This window comes from Nocardia sp. NPDC058497 (assembly GCF_042720195.1).
Lineage (GTDB): Bacteria > Actinomycetota > Actinomycetes > Mycobacteriales > Mycobacteriaceae > Nocardia.
Genome location: NZ_JBHXMY010000431.1, coordinates 1 through 2,567 on the forward strand (window position 1 = coordinate 1; position 2,567 = coordinate 2,567).

General features: G+C 71.9%; 2 protein-coding genes. Both read right to left on the reverse strand.

Annotation, left to right across the window (positions count from 1 at the left end):
- Positions 1–130: 130 nt before the first annotated feature.
- Positions 131–760, reverse strand: coding sequence for a nucleotidyltransferase domain-containing protein (locus ACFWPJ_RS23965; RefSeq protein ID WP_378854635.1), 630 nt, complete (start codon positions 758–760; stop codon positions 131–133).
- An 81-nt stretch (positions 761–841) separates the two neighbouring features.
- Positions 842–2,392, reverse strand: a complete 1,551-nt coding sequence (locus ACFWPJ_RS23970) for a phosphatase PAP2 family protein (RefSeq protein WP_378854636.1) — start codon at positions 2,390–2,392, stop codon at positions 842–844.
- Positions 2,393–2,567: the final 175 nt, after the last annotated feature.

Below are 2,567 nucleotides of genomic sequence, written 5' to 3' on the forward strand. Positions count from 1 at the left end.
TTTGCCGGGCTTGGGTCTACTGGGGAAGATCTGAGCTTTCGGTTAATGCTCAGCGATTGTCGGCGTACCTCGGAACTGGCCCTAGTGCCGGTCTTGCGTAGACCGGCGAGCCTCGGCTGAGGTGGTCGGGTCAGGCCGCGGTCCTGCTCAGCCACGGGTGATCGGGGTGGACCCGCGTCAGCCAGGACGACAGCCGGGCGCGCCGGTCCTCGGACAGCAGCGGCAGGATCCGGCGGAAATCGGCGTCGTCCTTGGCGCGGTTGGCCTTTGCCTTGAACAGCAGGACCACCTCCGGGATCACATAGGGGATGCCGGACGGGGTGGTGAGGATCAGCTCGGCGTAGGGGAGGGTGATCGTGGGGTCGCGTCGGCAGATCCAGGTGTCGCCGCGGTGTGGTTCGCGGAAGACGTCGAGGTGGAACGCGCCGGTGAACGGGTCGCGTAGCCAGGCCTGGTGGAGGTCGGTGCGGTCGGCGGCGTCGGCGTAGGGCCAGAGGTGGCCGTCGCCGACGATGTCCCATTCGTATTCCGGGAACGCGGCCGCGATCTCGGGGAAATCCGTTCGGGGGACGGTGATTTCGATGTCGGCGTGGGCGCGGGAGATGCCGCCGGCGAACAGTTCGACGGCCCAGCCGCCCGCCACCGCCCACGGCGCCGTGCAGGTACTCAGGCGGGCGGCGACCACGCTGGGGGTCCACGGGTCCCAGCGGCGATCGGCTTCGGTTGCGGTGATCGGACGTGCGCCGTCCGGCGAGCTCATGCCTCCATCATGTCCACCGGCGCGGGCCGCGCAAGGCTGTTGTGGCCGATGGTGATCGAGGTGAGACGGGTTCGTGAGGAATCAGCGACGGCGGTCCATGAGCCAGGCCAGGGGACGGCGGTGATGCGGGCGGGCGCGGTTCTCCCAGCGCGGGTTGTCCTCGTCGCGGCGGTAGACCGCGAGCTTGCCCGCGATGGTGAAGCGCAGATCGCTTGCGGTGCCGACCACTTCACCGTCGGCGGCCACCGCGACGGGAGTGCGCACGCTGACCGGCAGCTCGTGCATCTGGCGTTCGCCGTAGACCCGGCTGTGCCCGATCGCGGCCAGCATCAGCGCGATGACCGCGCGGGTGCGGGAGAACCGCACATCGGCGCGCAGCCAGCGCACGTCGAGCAGGCCCTCGTCGAGCCGGGAGCGGAACGCGGGGACGGCGCCGTGCGGGTGGTACGGGCCGTTGCCGACGAAGAGGAACCACAGATCGTGCCAGCGGTCGTCGAGGCGGATGCGGATCGGTTCGGCCTGGTGCAGCGTGACGATCAGCGCGGCCGCGAACGCGGGCCACTTGCCCCAGCGGTCCTCCCACTTCTCGCGCAGGCGGACCAGATCGGGGTAGGCGCCGATGCTGGCGGTGTTGATCAGGTAGTGGGTGCGCGGACCGTCGGCGGTCTCGAATTCCACTGCGGCGACGTCGACTTCGACGGCCTCGCCCGCGCCGGTCGCGTCGGCGACCTCGCGCAGGTCGTAGACGCCGAGATCGCGGGCGAAGTGGTTGAGGGTGCCCGCCGGGACGACGACCAGCGGCAGGTCGTTGCGGAGTGCGACGGCGGCGGCCGCGGCGATGGTGCCGTCACCGCCCGCCGCGCCGACCGCGACGATCGACGGATCGAGCGCCTCCTGCAACAACTCGGCGGCGTCGCGATCGGGCTCAGTGTGCACCAGTGTCGCGGCGGGCAGGGCCTCGGCGATGTCGGGGGTGGGGTCGTAGGCGGAGTCGCCCGAACGCGGATTGATCAGCAGCAGTAAACCTTTGCCGTCGACCAGCGCGGGGGCGTGGCGCACCACGCGCGCCTCGGCCTCGTCGGATTCGCGGATCGGCCACCACCGGCGGGTGGCCAGCGCGACGCTGGTGCCGACGGCGGCGCCGACCAGGACGTCGGAGGGCCAGTGCGCGCCGGTGTGGACGCGCGAATAGGCGACGGCGGCTGCCACCGGGGCGATGGCCAGCGCGGTGCGCGGGCTCTCCAGCGCGACGGCGGTGGCGAAGGCCGCGGCGTTGGCGCTGTGGCCCGACGGGAACGACGACGAGAACGGCTGGTCGATCAGCCGGCGGCTGTGCGGCATGAGCTCGGCCGGTGGACGGCGGCGCGGGATCAGCGACTTGAGCACCAGATTCACCGTGAAACTCGACCCGGCCAGGGCGATCGCCCCGCGCAATGCGGCGCGTCGCGGCGGGCCCGGTTTCACCGCCAGCAGCGCGGCCGTCGCCAGCCACAGGCCGCCGGTGTTGGCCGACCTGGTCAGCCGCAGCATGCCGCGATCGGCCGCCGACTCCGGAATCCGGGACACCGCCCGGCTCATGACGACGTCCGCGCGGGCGACCCTGCGGAACCTGCGGCCGTACAACTCACTCACGGTCACGACCTTACAGCCGTTGCCGATCATCGGCTTTCGGTAAATCGGGCCCGATCATCCCGGCCGGCGCCGGGTGCCGGGGCCCGGGTTGGTGGCGGGGGGCAAACCCCCCCGGGGGGGTAGCCCCCCAACCCCAGCCACACGCCCCCCCCCAGTGTACACCCCCCCCCCCCCC

Bases quoted from the DNA above. Each gene is read 5' to 3' on its own strand.
- ACFWPJ_RS23965 (WP_378854635.1), bottom strand. From the start codon at position 760: ATGAGCTCGCCGGACGGCGCACGTCCGATCACCGCAACCGAAGCCGAT.